Origin of the sequence: Yersinia sp. IP36721, from assembly GCF_003634395.1 — a bacterium.
Taxonomy (GTDB): domain Bacteria; phylum Pseudomonadota; class Gammaproteobacteria; order Enterobacterales; family Enterobacteriaceae; genus Yersinia; species Yersinia entomophaga.
On the sequence record NZ_QCZL01000012.1, the window covers coordinates 36,886 to 55,907 of the forward strand.

Sequence of the window (19,022 nt, forward strand, 5' to 3'; positions counted from 1 at the left end):
TACACTCCTATATAATTACACATTGCAACAATAATGGTGTTTAATGCTGCAATTGATCAATTATTAACCAATGGTTATCTGCGTCAAGTTTCTGCCCAAATATAAAATGAGTAGGTTGCTTATCAGGCACCGAACGGCGATTATCCTCCTGCCGAGCATCTCATAGAGGAAACAGTAAGATGGCTTTAGAACGCTGTGGTTGGGTCACTGCCGATCCGTTATATCTTGCCTATCACGACAAGGAATGGGGAATTCCTCAGCGAAACAGTCAGGCGCTGTTTGAGATGATCTGTCTGGAAGGACAACAAGCCGGCTTATCTTGGATTACCGTCTTAAAAAAGCGTGAAAATTACCGAAAAGCTTTCCATAATTTCGATCCTCATTTGGTAGCCAAAATGGGGCCGAATCAGGTGGAAGCATTAGTGCAAGACAGTGGCATTATTCGCCATCGCGGAAAGATTCAGGCCATTATTACCAATGCTCAGGCATATCTGGCTATGGAGGCTAACGGCGAAGATTTCTCCGAATTTATTTGGAGTTTTGTCGATAATACGCCGAAAGTTAATCACTGGTGGAGCCTGGCAGAAGCCCCTGCAACCACACCCGTTTCAGATGCAATGTCCAAGGCGCTGAAAAAGAAAGGCTTTAAATTTATTGGCTCAACTATCTGTTATGCCTTTATGCAAGCCACAGGCTTGGTGAACGATCATATGTGCAACTGTTTCTGTCATCCGGATAACGCCAATAAATGATCCGTAAGGCGAATGCTGAAGATCATAATGCGTTGATCGAGTTATGGTTACCAAGCACCATCGCTGCTCACCCTTTCGTGCCAGAGAGCTACTGGCGCGAAAGCCTTGATTTGGTAAGCAATACCTATATTCCTCAGGCTAGCAATTGGCTATATGAAACACCGAATGGCACCGTTGGATTTATCAGTGTACTGAACGAACAATTGATCGGGGCGCTGTTTGTTGAGCAAAACTACGTCGGTCAAGGCGTTGGCCATGCTCTTATGCAACATGTGCAAACTCGTTATCCTGCGTTAATCCTTGAGGTTTACCAAAAAAATCAGCGAGCCTACCGCTTTTACCGTAAGCATGGGTTTAACGTTTCAGAGCGATCTTATAATGAAGAAACGGGAAATTATGTTTTAACCATGCATTGGGTAAATCATCAAAGATAAAAATAAATATTATTGGCTATTTTCCTACTAAGACTATTAAATTTTAATTACTGACTACAATTGGCCTCGCCGCAAATAAAAAAATAAATGTTATTGGATAGGTTAATATTCAAACCTCCACCTTATAAAAAGGCACAATATAATAAATCATTTTTATATAGGCCTACACTTTCCGCGTCGATGAAAAACCCAAGATGATAATGGAATATTATTTATATAAACATTCATATTTCATTCAGAACAGCAACTTAATGGTGCTATGACTATGGTCGATAAAACTAAGCCCCCGTTATTTTTGTTCTTGCTTTCATCCACTCCATCCTTAGCCGAAGACGGGTTCTATTTCGAATAGTATATATCAAAATGGATGCGTGTATGAAACCCCAAATAGGCAAAATGAATAAAACATGCTTTTATTCAAACGATTACTTCAGTTGGAAACTATGATGTTTACTCCCTAATAGCAAACTGGATCAGAAATCTCCCGCCGCTGATCTGGGCATAAAGTCTATACTGGGACCAGGTTACGCTTTACAACGTTGTCATTCATGGGCGTTATAATCAGGTCGAACCGCCTGGCGCGGTATAAAAAATTTTTCCCGGTAAAGATATACTTTGCTCAATAAACGGGGAAATTGTTAGCCTGAGTATGACTGACTATAACTGTGATAATAACGAAATTGCAGATAGAAACAGCATTGAACTCGCCCTATCATTAACGAACCCACTTTTTTATTGGATCTACCCGCGAAGGTACTATAAGAAGAAGTGAAACGAACGGCGCAAGTTCATTCTCTAACCACATGAAATATAAAACAAAGAGATGGAAAGGAAAGGAAAGGAAAGGAAAAACTATTTTCTCTGGTAGTTTCAAGCCATCAGAAAAAGTGAGAATTGGATTCAAATGTGATGAACGACAATATTAATAAAGCAACTCTACCAGCCTAATATCTCTATCACCTGCATCTTTATTTTTTGATAAAGACACCTTTAGTGATTCCCTGTTAATAACTACTCATCATGTATTTAAAATCATATTTAACTTATCACCCTATCAGGATGACAAGTTAAATTGTTTACCTAGTAATAATAAAGCCATTTTCCACACCATAAATAACAAAACAATTAAAAGGGATTAATATGTATAAGAATATACTGATTATCATCCTGTCTTCATTTTTATTAACAGGAGCGCCAAGCATAGTTTTATCTCAGGACTTACCGTACACAAATAGGATAAATGATATTGGGCCAATTTATGATTATGATGAACCAGGAATTGAAAGTGGCTATACGTTAATTCAACCGGAAGAGATAATTTATCTGGACATCAATGATATTTTTTCACAACACTGGCAATCAAGAAAAGAAACCTCCGTCAGTAATCCCTATCTGGATTGCGATACAGACTGCACAATATTACAGAAAAAAATTATCCCACTAAACGAAATTTTTACTCAAGCCGCTATTGATCCGAACCATTCCAGCCAGCAAGTTTTATTAAGTTTTGCCCTAACCGAAACCAATGAGTTCAATTTTAGCATTGGACAATATCTGGATATCATCGTTAATAAAAATAGTGTCCGTCTGCTTGGCGGAGCTGTGCCAAAAGGCATTGAAACCCCTCTTAATCATCACTCCAATCAGCTCACTTTTCTTTTCCACGTTCAAGACCAGCAACTCTCTATGAGTTATATGGAGAGCGACAGCACGCAACAGCGCTACCTTTCACCAACAATAAATCTGGAAATAAAAAAATCAAAAGAAATAAATTATTGGCCGGATATCGAGATATTCAACCCCAATCCTGGCAACCCTATACTAGTAAAGAAAATACTATTAACTAGCCAGAGCACTCATAGCCGCTTTAAACGCGGCATCGCCGGGAAAATAGGCTGTTATCTGTCTGGCCCGCTGGCACTCTACAATCTGGTGGTGCAAGGGCATTGCACTCAGGTTGAATCTGCATGGTCGAGCATAAAGTCCTTCTTTGCCGGAAAGGACAGCACCAAAATGATAGTGATTGCAGGGAATCCCATTCCGCTAAAACCGACGGTTACCCCACCCTCTGAGCAGACTGATAACCTGAATGCATTCGAACTCAGCGTTTTGAATACCCACCTGCATCACCAAGCGCTAACGTTGCCTGCCGCAGCCGATTTCTGCCATACATCGATAGATGAAATCAAAGGTGCTCGCTATCCGCGACAAATCAGACACACTTGCGCCAACTGGCTATCCGTCGTGTTACAGGATTTCACCCTGCTATTCGGCAATAGCCTGCGTACCTGGTCCGCAGAGTATCTCACCCAAACGCTAAATGGTATTTTGGATCGCCAGGCAATTGATAATGATAACGACGCCCAAGATGCTTTTATTCGCCAACCTGCCGCTGGCGTGCGACTCATCCAAACCATTGCAGATATTGCTGATAGAGAAGGCCGAGCCGAAGTTATTGAGCAAGTTAGCGGGGCATTTACTCATGCGGTACAGAATTATGCCAACTATGTGATGACTCAACCTTCCTCCGGCCCCTGTACTCCTTCCTGTAGCGATTCAAGTTCAAGTCATAGCAGCTGTAGTTGTTCCGATTGCGATATAGATTCGCCATTAGCGGCTCAGGAATTGCCGCTCGGTACTTATCAGTTAACTCTCTCCGCCTATATTCCTCAACATACGCAACCGCTGATTTTACAAAATGGATTATGGGTAGAGCCAGCGCAAGGTTTTGATATCGAAATAATCCGAGGTACTTTTGCTGAGACTCGCCAACAACGATATGAATTGATGGAAACAATCCAGCTATGGCGAAATGCTTATATCGAAAAAAGAGTGTATTGCAATAAATACGGGAATTTCCCCACGCAAATAGATACGGCACGCTTCGCCGGGCAGTCCACCAGCACTCTGCTGCGCAGTACCTTGCGGTACTTTGACGAAAATAACCTGATTGCAGTAGTCCGATTTAATAACCAAATTATTAATGTGAGCGCGGTATCTCGTTTTTCTGATCCCGATGAAGACGCAAGCATCATACAAGCGAATATTATTGCTACGTTGACTCACCCGGCCTACGTTTTAACCCCCAATAATGAAGGTACCGTTCGCCGCGCTGGCACGGCTGCTCTGCATCAACTTATTCAGCAACTGATTGCCGATGGCGTTCAAACGCTTAGTTCACATGTCATTTCAACGCCTTCCGCTATTGTGAAAAAGCGCCTTGGCTTCAGTTTTATCCCTGACAAACCCCATAGCATCACGCCAACACCTAATAGCGATCTTTAGCCACCGGCTCTCCGCCCTGATAATTTCTTATTCTGGGCGGACAACCATTTCAATATTTGATCAACAGACTTTTCGTGCGCTCTTTGACGATAAACCGGCCAAAAAACCACATTGCGCGGCACTATCAGAGTTTTCTCAATAGTATTCTGCGACGTTTTACCGGATAACGATGCCCATCATTTTCAGCTTCCGAACCCTTAGCGGGAGCTTGCTTCAGGTTTTAGCGACGGTGGATAATTTCTTTACGAAATCCACGTTGATAAACACATTTAAGGACATCACATGCAAAAACGCACACTTGCCATTGTTGCTGCACTCTGCGCAACTTTGACTCTTTCGGCCTGTACCACTAACCCTTATACCGGCGAGTCTCAAGCTGGAAAGTCTGGCTACGGTGCCGGTATCGGAGCCTTAGTGGGCGCTGGCGTGGGGGTTTTATCTTCCTCCAAAAAAGATCGCGGCAAAGGCGCACTGATTGGCGCAGCGGCAGGCGCAGCACTGGGTGGTGGTGCCGGTTACTACATGGATGTTCAGGAAGCCAAACTGCGTGACAAAATGCGTGGAACCGGCGTAAGTGTCACTCGTCAGGGTGACAATATCGTACTGAATATGCCAAATAACGTTACCTTCGACACTGATAGCAGTAATTTGAAACCAGCAGGTGCCAATACCCTGACTGGCGTGGCTATGGTATTGAAGGAGTACGAAAAAACGGCGGTCAATGTTATCGGTTATACCGATAGTACCGGCGCTCGCGCTCACAATATGAAGTTGTCCCAGCAACGTGCCGACAGCGTAGGCAGCGCATTGATCACTCAGGGCGTAGCGGCTAACCGTATTCGTACCATTGGCGCAGGCCCGGATAACCCAGTGGCAACCAATAGCACTGCGGCGGGTAAAGCACAAAACCGTCGAGTCGAGATCACACTTAGCCCGCTGTAAATGACAAAAAGGGTGACGGCTCATCACTTTCTGGCCGTCCCCCCTTCACCCCCAAATCTTTCTCGCCCCAGAACATCCCCGATAAACACCGCCACCGCGCAAAGATAATCTATATCACTACCCTATGGATTTCACTTTGTGGCAAGGCGGCAACCGAAAGAGTCGCCAAGAGCTTAGTCCACCAAGTGACTCGGGCGAGTGAGGGAAGCCAACACCGCCACGGCGTGAAAGATGACGGGTATTTGTGATAATCTGCCGCCAGTTACCCTTCCAGGACTAAACCGTGAGCAGTACGAAAGGACCGCGCCCATCTGGGCGAGCAACCATCAATGATGTCGCTAAGAGTGCTAAAACTGGCAAGACTAGCGTCTCTCGCTATTTGAATGGCGAACATAACCTGCTGTCCGATCGATTAAAACTGCGTATTGAAGAAGCTATCGCCAAACTAAATTATCGACCTAGTCAGGTTGCCCGCAGCCTGAAAAGGGGGCGAACCCGATTGATCGGCCTGATTTTGGCGGATATCACCAACCCTTATTCTATTGACGTTATGCGTGGTATTGAAGCCGCTTGCCGTGCTCATGGCTTTACCCTGCTGATGTGCAATACCAACAATCAGGTCGAACAAGAGCAGCATTATCTGCAACTGTTGGGCAGTTATCAGGTGGAAGGGATTGTGGTTAATGCCGTTGGAATGCGGGAAGAGGCGCTGTCGATGCTGCAACAGTCGCGCCTGCCGATGGTGTTGATCGATAGGAAGATCGCCGGTTTCTCCTGCGACATGATTGGCTTGAATAATGCCGAAGCGGCAATCATGGCTACCAATCATTTAGTCGAGCAAAACTATCAGTCTATTTTATTTCTTAGCGAGCCTTTGGGGCTGGTCAATACCCGCCGAGATCGTCTGATGGCGTTCAAAGCAGCGATGGCGGTGCATCCTGAGCGAGCGTCGGAACACGCTGAAGTCACGCTGGAAGATAGTCAGCGAATCAATAACATTGTCGACCAGTTCAACCAGAAACATGGGGATAAACGCCGTGCCATTTTAGTGGCCAACGGCAGCCTAACGCTGCAACTGGCACGCACCTTACGCCACAATAATATTCAGTGGGGCATCGATATTGGCCTGCTCGGATTTGATGAGTTACCTTGGGCGGAACTGGCTGGCGTAGGGATTACCACACTTAAGCAGCCTACTTATCAAATAGGTTACGCCGCACTCGAACAATTAGTGAAACGCATGCAGGGGAGTGATGAACCTCCGGCTGATATCATGTTTTCTGGCGAACTGGTGATACGCGGCTCGACACAGCTTTAGTCCGTCACTTTTGGCTCGTCACAATTCGATAAACACAGCGGCGGGAGCCAGATAAAATATGCTCAGTACGCTCAACCGGTACTTGTAAAGCCTGCTGGAAAACCTCTAACTCCGCGCGACAAAAGCCCTGACAACTGGTCGCAGCGGCGCAAATCGGGCAATGGTTTTCAATCAGTAAGATAGAGCCATCTTCCTGCATTTCCCATTCGGCCATATAGCCTTCGCGCGTACGAATAGCCACCAGCCGCTCCACCCGTTCACCAATATTACTGGCTCCTTTCATAGCCTGAAAGTATTGATCGCGGGTTTCCTGTTCGCGGGTATCAATCAGCAAATTAAGGGCATCTTCACCTAACTTAGTGCGAACCATACGCAGTAATTGCACGGTTAATTCGCCGTGAGCATCGGGAAATCGCGCGTGGCCAGCATCGGTTAATTGCCATAGTTGAATCGGCCGTCCGACGCCTTTAGCCTGTGCGACCGCAATCACCAGACCTTCTTTGGCCAGCTTGACGAACTGCTGACGCGCCGCTTCCCCGGTGGTTCCAAGGATCTTGCCCGCATCCGTTGCCTGTAGTGGGCCGCGGGTTTTCAGCAGCATCAGCAAGCGCTCGGCGACGGATTGCGTGCTTATTACCCCATGGTCGGTGGTATTCATATTACTCCCGATATTAAAAACACATTGGCATTTACCAAGCATATACTTGACTTATTAACCCTGCACGGCCACAGTTATTCCAAGTTAACGCTTGTTTAACTCAGTCTATCATCAAATCTTACTCAACAACCAGTCGTACTGGTTAGGATAACCACTGTGCTAATGAATGATGCGAGCCGCTGGAGCGATCTATTCTCCGGGGAAAATGCGGTTTTTGCCTTTGCGCTGTCGGCGGGTGTCGCGTTACACGCCATTAATATTTATATCGTGACAACCATTCTACCTTCAGTGGTGCTGGATATTGGCGGGCTTAATCTCTATGCCTGGAATACCACGCTCTTTGTTACTACGTCGATTCTTGGCTCGGCGCTCTCCGCTCGCCTGTTAAGTCGCTATGGCCCACGCGCGGCCTATAGCTTAGCCGCTTCGGCCTTTATGCTCGGCAGCCTGCTGTGCGCTATTGCGCCAACTATGCCGATGATGCTGGTAGGCCGCGCAGTTCAAGGACTTGGCGGCGGTTTTCTGTTCGCTCTCTCCTACGCCATGATCAATCTGGTCTTCCCGCAATCTCTATGGCCACGGGCGATGGCGCTAATTTCCGGAATGTGGGGCGTAGCTACGTTGATTGGCCCGGCAATAGGCGGCGTGTTTGCGGAAATGGGGGCCTGGCGTTTAGCGTTTTGGCTATTGCTGCCGGCTACACTGCTGTTTGCAATATTCACCTGGAGAATTCTACCGGCGGGAACAAAACGTACCGAACCGTCCTCATCCCTACCGATAATCCAACTGATACTGTTGACGACTATTGTACTAACCGTTTCCGCCAGCAGTATTGCCACCGATTTGCGCTATAGCGCTGCAGGCATTACCGTCGCTGCCCTGCTACTCACATTGATGATCCGCATCGAGCGCCGCTCCACCATTCGTTTATTACCGCAGGGCGCACTGCGTCTAGGTTCGCCGTTAGCGGCTTTGTACATCACTATGTCGTTACTGGCGCTTACCATAACCAGTGAGATTTTTGTGCCCTACTTCTTACAGACTCTTCATGGCCAATCGCCGCTGGTTTCCGGCTATCTGGCCGCCACAATGGCCGCAGGCTGGACAGTGGCGGAAGTACTGAGCTCTGGCTGGAAGAAAAACGGGATAAGCTTGGCAATTATTAGCGGGCCAATTATCGTTTTACTGGGGTTGATCGCTCTGGCGATTTTGCTCCCACACAGATCTGTCGGCGATTGGCTAACCCTCGCCCCTATCGCTCTCGCTCTGACGTTGGTCGGTTTTGGCACCGGCTTTGGCTGGCCGCATTTGCTTACGCGCATTCTACAGGTCGCAGCGGATGAAGATAAAGACATAGCCGGTGCCTCTATTACTATGGTGCAGATGTTTGCTACCGCTCTGGGCGCCGCGCTGGCAGGTTTGGTAGCTAATATTTCTGGTTTAAACGATCCCGGTGGCGTTGCCGGTGCAGCCAATACCGCATATTGGCTATTCGCTCTATTTGCCATCGCGCCGCTACTGGCGATTTTCACCGCAATCCGCTGTGCGGCCATTCGTCAGCCGACCGCGACTCTTGCCACATCCGAACTGCACTAACTCATAGCCCGTAGACGCTGGTCATACCCAGACAGCCATTACTCCTTGATCTCTAGGGGGCAATGGCTGTTATGCTGGCTGAGCTTGAAACTTACTTATTCTTAGTTAGCCGGAGTGTGTAATGAAGCCTTCTGTCGTGTTGTATAAGCCCCTCCCTGCCGAACTGCGCCAACGTTTAGAGCAACATTTTACCCTACACTGCTTTGACGGCCTGACATCGGAAAACTCGCAACCATTCCTTTCAGCATTGGCAAACGCCGAAGGCATTATTGGTTCTGGTGGCAAAATCGACCCGGATTTTCTCGATAAAGCCCCACGCCTACGCGCCGCCTCCACGATTTCTGTTGGCTATGACAATTTCGACGTCGAGGCACTCAATCAGCGGGGCATCGTCTTGACGCACACTCCAACCGTGCTAACCGAAACCGTTGCCGATACCATCATGGCGCTGGTTCTGGCTACCGCTCGACGGGTAGTGGAAGTTGCTGAACGGGTTAAAGCCGGCGAATGGCAGGATAATATTGATTCCAGCTGGTTTGGCGTCGATGTACACCATAAAACCATAGGTATCTTGGGCATGGGTCGTATTGGTCTGGCAGTTGCTCAGCGCGCTCATTTCGGTTTTAGTATGCCTGTGCTCTATACCAGCCGTCGGTCCCATGCAGAAGCCGAATCACGCTTTAACGCCCATCGTTGCGATCTGGATACTTTACTCGCTGAATCAGATTTCTTGTGCATCACCCTGCCTTTAACAGAACAGACGTTCCATATGATTGGGCCGGAACAATTGGCAAAAATGAAGTCAAGCGCCATTCTGATTAACGCGGGGCGCGGTTCGGTAGTCGATGAACAAGCACTGATAGACGCTCTGCAAAACGGTACTATTCACGCCGCAGGGCTGGACGTTTTTGAGCAAGAACCGCTGTCACAAAACTCGCCGCTGCTGAAGCTCAATAACGTTGTTGCCCTACCGCATATTGGCTCCGCTACTCACGAAACTCGCTACGCCATGGCCGCCTGCGCCGTAGATAATTTGATCGCCGCGTTAACCGGCACGGTGACTGAAAACTGCGTTAACCCACTGGTTATTGAAAAATAGCCAAGAGAGATAGCCGCTACCCAAATAACGTCAATCAACCGAAATGGCCTATAATTGCTTATAGGTCAGTCGGTTATTTTGACGACTGATGATAAGAAAGCCCCCTCATCCAGCCTTCTCCTCCCTGAAAAAACAATATGAGGATGAGGCTATTTTTCCACCGGCTGACACACTTAACTCGCCTCAAACCCTACAAAATCAAACGATCAGGAAGGCGCGTCATGAAACGTCTCACACTGCCCTTATTGTTAGTATTTTCTCCCGCAGCCCTAGCCACCTGGACGTTGCAGGGCTTCCCTGCATTTTCCGAGCAAAGCAACGGTATTTTCAGCAGCGCGGCCTCGCTAACTAAAGGCCAATATCCGCTTAAATTTTATCAGGATAAGCAATGCTGGCAGCCAACTGATACCGTCAAACTCAATCAAACCTTTTCTCTACAGGCTTGTGATAATCAGCCTGAAATCATGTGGCGACTATTTCGAGATGGTCAGTATCAGGCACGTATAGATACCCGCAGCGGTACGCCAACGCTGACGCTGAGCTTAAAACAGCCCGTTGTTGATGAATCCCAAGCCGTTACCCATATTTGCCAGCGCTGGAACGGTCAACCCGTAACCGTAGACGTCAGCCAGACCTTTGCCGAAGGGGAAAAACTGCGTGATTTCTATTCGGGCCAAACCGTTATCGTCGCAAACGGCAAAATCACGCTGCAACCGGCAGAGCAAAGCGGCGGCCTGTTGTTGCTAGAACTCGCGCAAACTCAAGGGCCTGCTCCATTTAGCTGGCAAAACGCCACGGTTTACTTTGCATTGACCGATCGTTTTAACAACGGCAATCCTGCCAATGACCATAGTTATGGCCGCAGAAACGATGGCATGCAGGAGATCGGCACTTTCCACGGCGGCGATTTGGCCGGATTAACTCAGAAGCTGGATTATTTACAGCAGCTTGGCGTAAACGCGCTGTGGATTAGCTCACCGCTGGAGCAAATTCACGGCTGGGTTGGCGGCGGCACCAAGGGAGATTTCCCGCACTACGCCTACCACGGCTATTACGCGCTCGATTGGACCCGGCTCGATGCCAATATGGGTGATGAACAGGACTTACGCCAACTGGTGGATCAAGCTCATCAGCGCGGCATCCGCATAATATTTGATGTAGTGATGAATCATGTGGGTTACGCCACTCTGGCAGATATGCAGAGCGGCCAATTTGGCTCACTGTATTTATCCGCAGAACAGGCGGAGAAAACGCTGGGCAAGCACTGGACCGACTGGAAGCCAGGCAGTGGCCAAAATTGGCATAGTTTCAACGATTTTATTAATTTCAGTGATAAATCCAGTTGGGATAACTGGTGGGGTAAAAACTGGGTTCGCACCGATATCGGCGATTATGACTCACCCGGTTTTACCGATCTGACGATGTCACTGGCTTTCCTCCCGGACATCAAAACCGAATCCACACAGGCCAGCGGTTTGCCGCTGTTTTATCGCCATAAATCCGATACGGCAGCCAGAGAAATTCCCGCAGCTACGCCTCGGGATTACCTTACTCATTGGTTAAGCACATGGGTTCGAGATTATGGCATTGATGGATTTCGAGTCGACACGGCCAAACACGTAGAAAAAGCGGCTTGGCTGCAGCTCAAACAACAGGCTACGTCAGCATTAGCAGAATGGAAAACTGCTCATCCCGATCGGGCGCTGGATGATGCTCCATTTTGGATGACCGGCGAGGCTTGGGGGCATGGCGTAATGAAAAGCGATTATTATCAGAATGGTTTTGATGCCATGATTAATTTTGATTTTCAGGATCAGGCTAAACAGGCGCTGGACTGTTTCTCAACCATTGACAGCACATATAGCCAAATGGCTGAAAAATTGCAGAATTTTAACGTACTGAGCTACCTTTCCTCTCACGATACTCGCCTTTTCTTTCGCGATGATGCGGCTCAATCATTAGCAAAACAGCGGCGCGCCGGAGATTTGCTGCTGCTGGCTCCGGGAGCGATTCAGATCTTCTATGGTGATGAAAGTGGCCGAGAATTTGGCCCAACCGGCTCCGACCCGCTGCAAGGCACTCGCTCGGATATGAACTGGAATGAACTGAACGGCTCGAAAGGAGCGCTGCTGGCTCACTGGCAAAAAATCAGCCAGTTCCGCGCGCGTCATCCCGCGATTGGTTCCGGGATATAACAGTCACAACAAACTGCTGATTATTATGCGTTTAGCCGTCAGCATTTAGACGATAAAGTCCTTATTGTCTGGACGGGGGATAAAAAACAGTAAACCAGACTATTATCCTGACATATCGAGTTTTATTGATATATCTGCGCACAAGGTAGAATTATGGGTACGTTGCACCCGCAATTATCTGGCTGTATGGTGCTCCTTTACCTCCGATAACAATTAGTCAGCATTTATGAAGTTTTCACTTTTTGGCGATAAGTTTACCCGCTACGCGGGCATTACACGGTTGATGGATGACCTGAATGAAGGATTACGCACGCCGGGCGCTATCATGCTTGGCGGTGGCAATCCGGCTCAAATTCCTGAGATGGATGCCTACTTCCGGCGGCTATGTCAGGAGATGCTGGATAAAGGACAGCTCACAGAGGCGCTATGTAACTACGATGGCCCGCAGGGTAAGAATCTGCTGCTAAACGCGCTGGCAAAAATGCTGAGTGATGAGTTAGGTTGGCAGGTCGAACCACAGAATATTGCACTAACAAACGGTAGCCAAAGCGCGTTTTTCTACTTATTCAATTTATTCGCTGGCCGCCACGCCGACGGATCGCTGCGTCGGGTATTATTCCCGCTGGCACCTGAATATTTAGGCTACGCCGATGCCGGTTTGGATGAAGGGCTGTTTGTTTCGACTAAACCGAATATTGAGCTACTGCCGGAAGGCCAGTTCAAATATCACGTCGACTTCGATCACCTAAAGATTACCGATGATATCGGGCTGATTTGTGTCTCTCGACCGACTAATCCGACCGGAAACGTCATTACAGATGAAGAATTAATTCGTTTGGATGCTCTGGCACAGCAGCATGATGTGCCGCTACTGATCGATAACGCCTACGGCGTGCCTTTCCCCGGTATTATTTTTAGCGACGCAACCCCCCTGTGGAACCCGAATATTATTCTGTGCATGAGTCTGTCAAAGCTTGGCCTGCCGGGTTCTCGCTGTGGCATCGTTGTCGCCGATGAAAAAGTGATTTCCGCCATTACGAATATGAATGGCATTATCAGCCTGTCTCCGGGCAGCATGGGGCCAGCGATAGCGGCAGAAATGATTCAACGCGGCGATCTGCTAGACTTATCCAACAATGTAATTCGTCCGTTCTATTCTCAACGCGTGCAGCATACTCTTGAAATTATTCGGCGTTATCTTCCCGCCGAACGCTGTCTGATTCATAAGCCGGAAGGCGCGATTTTCCTATGGTTATGGTTTAAAGACCTGCCGATTACCACGGAAATACTCTATCAACGCCTGAAGAAACGCGGCGTATTGATGGTACCCGGCCACTACTTCTTCCCCGGTTTGGAACATGATTGGCCTCATACTCATCAGTGTATGCGGATGAACTACGTGCCAGACCCAGAACAGATCGAAAAAGGTGTCGCGATTCTGGCAGAAGAAGTGGAATTGGCTTATCAGGAAGCGCGCTAACAACGATGAAGCGCGGAGAGAAATAAGGCGATGTTCGCTATCGGTATAGTGAGCAGCAATCAATATAGTAAACACTGGCATAGCAAAACTGCGCTAGGTGGCTGAATAACTTAACTTCTCTCTCAAACCCCAAAGAACAACCTCGGTTGTCCTTTGGGGTATTTAGCGACCTAAAAGCGCTACAACGTCCAGAACAGCACGGCCAGTATCTGCGGAGACATAATCCTTAGGAACATTGCTAGCGGATACACGGTGGCATAAGACAGCGCCGCAGCACCACTGGTTGGGTGTAAGCCATTGGCGAAAGCCAGCGCCGGAGGATCGGTCATAGAACCCGCCAACATGCCGCATAGCGTCAGGTAATTCATTTTAGTGAGAATTCGCGCCAGAATCCCGACGGTTAGCAGGGGAATCGCGGTAATCATCGCGCCATAGCCAATCCACGCCAGCCCATCGCCATAAAGCAGCGTATTAATAAAATCACCGCCTGATTTCAGCCCAACCACCGACAGGAAAAGGACTATACCTAGCTCACGCAGCGCCAGATTAGCGCTAGGCGGCATAAACCAGTACAGTTTACCGATGCTACCGATACGCCCTAAAATCAATGCGATAACCAGTGGGCCACCTGCCAATCCCAAGCGTAAAGCCGCAGGAAAACCGGGAACAAACAGCGGTATTGACCCCAGTAACACCCCTAATCCTACGCCGATAAATACCGGCAACATTTGTACTTGTTGCAGTTTTTGTTGAGCGTTACCTATAACCGCAGCGACCGCCTCAATGGATTCCGGTCGCCCTACCAGATTTAAAATATCACCGAATTGCAGGCTGGCGTTGTTGCTGGCGACTAGCTCGATACCGGCTCGGTTTAACCGAGTAATAGCGACGTCGTATTTCTGTTTCAGGTTTAAATCGCGAATTTTTTTGCCTAAAACAGCCTCGTTGGTCACCACCATCCGTGCCGATTGCAGCGCGCTGCCGGCGGTGGAAAGCGCCACATCCACCTCTTCACCAAGCACTAAACGCACTTTTTCCAGATATTCGCGCTGTCCAACTAAATGCAGGTAATCGCCTAACTCAATTAAGGTAGCAGGCAGCGGTACCATCAATAAATCACCGCGTTTCAGGCGAGAGCACACCACATCATCGCTATTTAACAGCGGAATATCCTGCATCGCCAAGCCATCCAAATTAGGATTGCGTACCGCGACGTTCATGGTTTGCAGCAGTTCACGGTTTTGTCCGCTCCTGCTATCAAAATCTTTAGCTTCACGATCGACATTTATCTTAAATCCTAGCCGGATCAGCCACATAACCAACAGAATCCCGCAGATACCAAAAGGATAGGCCATGGCATATCCCATCCCCATTTGCCCAACCAACTGAGGAGAAGATCCTAAATCCGTCAATACCTGCTGAGCCGCGCCCAGCGCCGGAGTGTTGGTAACTGCACCGGAAAAAATACCGAGAATGATCGGTAGAGGCACGTTGAAAAGTTTGTGGATAACCGCCGTTACCAGACAACCCATCACTACCATTAATATGGCGAAAGCATTCAGGCGCAGTCCGGAAACTCGTAGAGAAGAGAAAAACCCCGGCCCAACCTGAATACCAATGGTATAAACGAACAGAATCAGGCCAAACTCCTGAATAAAGTGAAGCATGTCACCGTTGAGACTGACCTGATAAGTTTGGGCGAAATGACCAACAATAATTCCGCCAAATAATACTCCACCAATCCCTAACCCAACGCCATATATCTTCCAATTACCGATCCATAACCCCAATACGGCGACCAGTGCCAACATACTGACGGTAAGGGCGATATCAGTCATAAATCACTTCCTTGCCTAAGTTTAAAATCCGGTCAACCGACCTCGGTCTTAAATTCTTACAATTAGTAGGGATTCTGGCAGAAGGGCAACGAAGGGACTGTGGGATGCACCACAAAATGCGCCGGATAACAGGAATGTTTCCGGCGCCAAAAGCTAGGGAGGAGGGTTTTACTTTTTTTATTATCTGCACCGGCTCCCGGAAGGGAGACCGGTGCGAGTTGGGTCACTGCAAATTACTGCTGAACGGTTTCTGCGTTATCCAATGCCGGGCGATCTTCTACCGGACGACCGATAGTAATACGCTGTGGCTGGAGTGCTTCAGGAACCTGACGCAGCAAGTCGATATGCAGCAGGCCGTTTTCAAACTGCGCGTTATCGACGTTCAGGTGCTCTGCCAGAGTGAAGGTCAGATTAAACTCTTTACGAATCAGACCCTGATGCAGATATTCCACCTGTTTCTCCACGGGTGCTGGCTTACCACGAACCGTCAAGCGAGGGCCTTCAACTTCGATCTCCAGTTCACTTTGCTTGAACCCAGCCAGCGCCAGAGAGATACGGTAGTGGTTATCATCACTTTTTTCGATGTTATATGGAGGGAACCCCTGTGCCTCGGTAGAACCCTGCATAGTGCTCGCCAATTTATCAAAACCAATCCACTGACGAAGCAGAGGTGACAAATCATAATTACGCATAGTGTTAACTCCTTCTTTGAAGCGAGGTAATAGGCTGCCACGGCCGCGTTAATAACTTTTTTTTCAAATCAAAGTCTGCTGTTAAATAACAAACAGGTGTTATTAACCCGTGACAGGTTGGCCCCCGATTACGGCAGACCAAACTCTTGATTAATAATGTGCCTAATGCACATTATTTAAATTTTATTTAATCTCAATCCGACGAGGTTTCATACTTTCAGGAACAATTCGTTCCAGATCGATATACAGCAGGCCATTCTCTAAATTGGCGCCTTTAATTTTAATGTGTTCAGCCAATTGGAATTTGCGTTCAAAGTTTCGTTCCGCGATCCCTTGATATAAATAAGTGCGCTGTGCTGGAGCTTCTACGTGAGAACCACGGACAATCAACAGGTTGTCCTGAGTGACTATCTCCAGTTCCTGCTCGGCAAAACCGGCAACGGCGATAGCAATACGGTAGTTATTTTCATCTACCAGCTCGACATTATACGGAGGATAGCCGCCGTTATTCTGGCTCTGACCAGTTTCTAATAAGTTAAACAGACGATCAAAACCAATAGCAGAGCGGTATAATGGAGCAAGATCTGAATTACGCATAACAACTGCCTCCTAAATTCATTAGCAAGGTTAAATAGGTCTTCCTTAATGGACAGACTCTTGGCCAGAATACCCTGACGGCATATTCTCTCTCGGCCTGATAATAAGATGGGATCGAATTTTTTCATTTCAACTGTCAAAATGAAAAAATTTTTTTTAACTAAAGATTTTTGCTCTAAAAACAGAGTTATCGCATACACTGAATTGGGAGCGCCGCCACATCTGCGTGTAATTATTATATTAAAGCGACAGCAAAATGTTATAACTCTGAGAGATCGCTTTTATGTTGGCTGACAACCTGAACACTGCCAAATGAGATGTAACGATATGATAAGAGCTACCGTTCTTCCTATGGTCACTGGCTGTACCCTGCTGTTTACCAGCGGCTGTTCCAGCATTATGACTCACACCAGTAGCAGTCAGGGCTACTATTCCGGCACCCAGGCTAACGTCGCCATGCTCAAGGATGACAACACCGGCTGGGCGTTGCGCCCGCTGCTAGCCGTTGATTTACCCTTTTCTGCCGTAATGGACACGCTATTTCTGCCTTACGATTATCTGCGTTCAGATAACGACCCTGCGCCCGGCTCGCCCCGAGAACGTATCCGTCAGGAAGAAGCGCAAAATATGGCCGCCAGCGCTCACCCCATTCAGTGAATTTATTATTTATCGATTAATATAGGACTTACCGGTTAATGATCAATTAGCCGGCTTCAACCACAAAAATCTGCGACCAACCGTCGACCTCCCGCATATAGGCAACTTTCGTCCCATCAGGGGAAAAGACCACCGCGTCTCCCAATGGGGGGACCGCGGTTCGCTGAGTTAGCCGCTGAACCTGGCCGCTGCCAATTTCGCAACACACCACACTGTTATCTCTGACAAAAGCAATTCTGTCGCCCTTAGGACTCCAACTGAAAGCCGATTGCACGCCGTGCCCGCCATGAGTCAATTGCCGTGATTCGCCGCCCAGCGGAGAAACCAGATAAAGCTGTACGATTCCCGCATCATCCCTCATCAAACAGGCAATGGCGCTACCGTCCGGGGAGGAGCGTAACCAGTGGCGTGGCGTGATCGCCAGCCCTGGATATCTGCGTTTTTCCGTATAAGTCAACCGCCGTTGATTTACCCCCAACGGAGGCGCTGGAAGACGGTATTCATCTCCCTCCAAGGGGCTCGAACCTGCTCGGGCGAATTCTCGGTTTTTTTCCGGTAAATCAACAATAAAGACTTCAGGCAGTTTAGAACCATCCGCCGCGACCGTATCGCCAATAAACGCCAGCGCCCAGCGTTGTCGGCTGCCGTCGGCTTTCAAGTAGCCCTGTTTGCCAATCCAGCCTTCTTCATAAGCGCGGTTGATTTCATCACTCCCTGGCCGGGGCATTGACGTGGTACGGCTGACCAGAACGCAGAAATGGCTGCCATCATATTCACGAGGATGATGCTTTGGCGGATTAACCCCATGCAACGGCACGGCAACGCCGACGTTACGTAAATCCAGCGCGGGATCGCGTTCATGCAGCACATGGTCGTTATAGGTAAAACTCAGACGCGAGCCGTCGGGGCTAAAAACGTGGACATGAGTCCCGCCACGCAAAGCGCCGGGAGTATAAGGCGCAGTGATATCCATAGCGTCCAACGTAATGGCCAACTCCCGATCCGGCTCGCTGACAATCACGCCGCGCCGATGATGAAAATCATAATGCCATTGGCTATCCGGATGTTCCGGGCCGTGGATAAATACGTAGCGAGAGGGATTATCAGGGCTGACGGTCACTACACCAACGTGAGCGCCGTGCTGAGCACGATAAATAACCTCAATCACTCCCGTATTACAATTGATTCTTTCAATAGTTAAACCGGTGAAAGAAGCCCCGTTTGGCCGGACGTCATATACCAGCCACTGGCTGTCCGCCGTCCAGACATTGATATTGGTGAGCTGATGACCTCGAGGATCGAAAGTTAACTGTTTTTCCTGATGGCTCATATCGCTTCTCGCTGATAACCCGTATAGCGCTCATCCTGCCCCATTCGCCGCACTCCGTCATCCGCGATATACCATCCGCGCGACCCAACGGGCGATTTATTCACCTTCGTCGCTTCCAATTTAGAATTTAATGTCTAATATAGAATTTA

At 48.3% G+C, this 19,022-nt stretch carries 14 protein-coding genes and 1 pseudogene; 10 read left to right on the plus strand and 5 right to left on the minus strand.

What is annotated here, in order from left to right; genetic code table 11:
- Positions 1 to 179: 179 nt before the first annotated feature.
- The 5 genes from DBA33_RS11570 to DBA33_RS11590 all read left to right on the plus strand — a co-directional run bounded on the left by DBA33_RS11570 (position 180) and on the right by DBA33_RS11590 (position 6,731).
- Positions 180 to 752: a DNA-3-methyladenine glycosylase I gene (locus tag DBA33_RS11570; protein WP_064515907.1), complete on the plus strand. Its 573-nt coding sequence runs from the start codon at positions 180 to 182 to the stop codon at positions 750 to 752.
- Positions 749 to 1,186, plus strand: a complete 438-nt coding sequence (locus DBA33_RS11575; protein ID WP_064515909.1) for an N-acetyltransferase — start codon at positions 749 to 751, stop codon at positions 1,184 to 1,186. Before DBA33_RS11570 ends, DBA33_RS11575 begins: the two co-directional genes overlap by 4 nt.
- Positions 1,187 to 2,326: 1,140 nt before the next feature.
- Positions 2,327 to 4,471 (plus strand): hypothetical protein, encoded by a 2,145-nt coding sequence (locus DBA33_RS11580; protein WP_120806525.1) that lies wholly within the window; start codon positions 2,327 to 2,329, stop codon positions 4,469 to 4,471.
- Positions 4,472 to 4,753: 282 nt separating this feature from the next.
- The gene (locus tag DBA33_RS11585; RefSeq protein ID WP_064515912.1) at positions 4,754 to 5,413 is read left to right on the plus strand and encodes an OmpA family lipoprotein; all 660 of its coding nucleotides are present in this window, start codon (positions 4,754 to 4,756) and stop codon (positions 5,411 to 5,413) included.
- 283 nt (positions 5,414 to 5,696) lie between these two features.
- A complete protein-coding gene (locus tag DBA33_RS11590; RefSeq protein WP_064515915.1) occupies positions 5,697 to 6,731 on the plus strand; it encodes a LacI family DNA-binding transcriptional regulator in 1,035 nt (344 codons plus the stop codon).
- A 4-nt stretch (positions 6,732 to 6,735) separates the two neighbouring features.
- On the opposite strand, the gene DBA33_RS11595 is transcribed toward DBA33_RS11590, so the two are convergent.
- Positions 6,736 to 7,389: a metalloregulator ArsR/SmtB family transcription factor gene (locus DBA33_RS11595; RefSeq protein WP_120806527.1), complete on the minus strand. Its 654-nt coding sequence runs from the start codon at positions 7,387 to 7,389 to the stop codon at positions 6,736 to 6,738.
- A gap of 162 nt (positions 7,390 to 7,551) precedes the next feature.
- Between DBA33_RS11595 and DBA33_RS11600 the strand changes: the two genes are divergently transcribed.
- The 4 genes and pseudogenes from DBA33_RS11600 to DBA33_RS11615 all read left to right on the plus strand — a co-directional run bounded on the left by DBA33_RS11600 (position 7,552) and on the right by DBA33_RS11615 (position 13,759).
- Positions 7,552 to 8,985 carry an MFS transporter gene (locus tag DBA33_RS11600; protein ID WP_064515919.1) on the plus strand — a complete coding sequence of 478 codons (1,434 nt, stop codon included), beginning with the start codon at positions 7,552 to 7,554 and terminating at the stop codon, positions 8,983 to 8,985.
- Positions 8,986 to 9,106: 121 nt separating this feature from the next.
- A complete protein-coding gene (gene ghrB / locus DBA33_RS11605; protein ID WP_064515921.1) occupies positions 9,107 to 10,084 on the plus strand; it encodes a glyoxylate/hydroxypyruvate reductase GhrB in 978 nt (325 codons plus the stop codon).
- Between the two features lie 221 nt (positions 10,085 to 10,305).
- Positions 10,306 to 12,372, plus strand: a pseudogene (locus DBA33_RS11610) (alpha-amylase).
- Positions 12,373 to 12,505: 133 nt separating this feature from the next.
- Positions 12,506 to 13,759 carry a valine--pyruvate transaminase gene (locus DBA33_RS11615; RefSeq protein WP_064515926.1) on the plus strand — a complete coding sequence of 418 codons (1,254 nt, stop codon included), beginning with the start codon at positions 12,506 to 12,508 and terminating at the stop codon, positions 13,757 to 13,759.
- Between the two features lie 179 nt (positions 13,760 to 13,938).
- Here the strand turns inward: DBA33_RS11615 and DBA33_RS11620 are convergent, their stop codons facing one another.
- From DBA33_RS11620 to ibpA, 3 genes are all read right to left on the minus strand, one after another.
- Entirely contained in the window at positions 13,939 to 15,597 is a 1,659-nt protein-coding gene (locus tag DBA33_RS11620; protein ID WP_064515927.1) for a putative transporter, read from the minus strand.
- A 233-nt stretch (positions 15,598 to 15,830) separates the two neighbouring features.
- Positions 15,831 to 16,289: a small heat shock chaperone IbpB gene (gene ibpB, locus DBA33_RS11625; RefSeq protein WP_064515929.1), complete on the minus strand. Its 459-nt coding sequence runs from the start codon at positions 16,287 to 16,289 to the stop codon at positions 15,831 to 15,833.
- Positions 16,290 to 16,472: 183 nt separating this feature from the next.
- A complete protein-coding gene (gene ibpA / locus DBA33_RS11630) occupies positions 16,473 to 16,886 on the minus strand; it encodes a small heat shock chaperone IbpA (RefSeq protein WP_064515931.1) in 414 nt (137 codons plus the stop codon).
- A gap of 330 nt (positions 16,887 to 17,216) precedes the next feature.
- Between ibpA and DBA33_RS11635 the strand changes: the two genes are divergently transcribed.
- Positions 17,217 to 17,543: a YceK/YidQ family lipoprotein gene (locus DBA33_RS11635; protein ID WP_064518413.1), complete on the plus strand. Its 327-nt coding sequence runs from the start codon at positions 17,217 to 17,219 to the stop codon at positions 17,541 to 17,543.
- 46 nt (positions 17,544 to 17,589) lie between these two features.
- Here DBA33_RS11635 and DBA33_RS11640 read toward each other — a convergent pair whose 3' ends face one another.
- Positions 17,590 to 18,873, minus strand: a complete 1,284-nt coding sequence (locus DBA33_RS11640; protein ID WP_120806529.1) for a DUF3748 domain-containing protein — start codon at positions 18,871 to 18,873, stop codon at positions 17,590 to 17,592.
- Positions 18,874 to 19,022 lie beyond the last annotated feature (149 nt).